At 39.3% G+C, this 506-nt stretch carries 1 pseudogene; it reads left to right on the top strand.

The annotated features are described in order from the left end of the window. Positions 1-506 (top strand): annotated as a pseudogene (locus tag ACFIKG_RS09885) (hypothetical protein); the annotation flags it as partial.

Genomic DNA, 506 nt, shown 5'->3' with positions numbered 1-506 from the left:
GATGATGTTAAGGCGGGGGACCTCGGCGGTTTTATTGAAAATGAAAGTAACTTATCCCATGATGGCAATTGCTGGGTCTATGATAATGCCGCGGTTCTTTTCAATGCAACTGTTTATGAAAATGCTAAAATCTATAATGATGCTAAAATCTTTAGAGGTGCCAAGGTGTATGGCAATGCTATCGTTAATGGCAAGGCATTGGTTTTTGATACAACCGCTCATATTTATGATAATGCAAAAATTCATGATAACGCTAAGGTCTGTGGGCATGTTTATGGTAATGCCGTAATTAGTGATAATGCTACTATTTCTAATGGTGCCAAGGTTTATGACAATGCCCGTGTCTATGAAAGTGCCTATGTTTGTGGCTATATTTTTGGCAATGCTCGTGTGTATGGCAAGTCACGCATTTATGTCTGGGCGCGGGTTTATGATAATGCCCATGTTTTTTGTAATGCTTGGATTAAGGATTATTCAAGTATCTATGGTCATGCCAAGGTTTCTGG

It is taken from the genome of Bartonella sp. LB28NMGDW, from assembly GCF_042194435.1.
Taxonomy (GTDB): Bacteria; Pseudomonadota; Alphaproteobacteria; order Rhizobiales; family Rhizobiaceae; genus Bartonella; species Bartonella grahamii.
The sequence above is the reverse complement of the archived record's forward strand: the minus strand, read 5'-3'. Positions and strand labels throughout refer to the sequence as shown.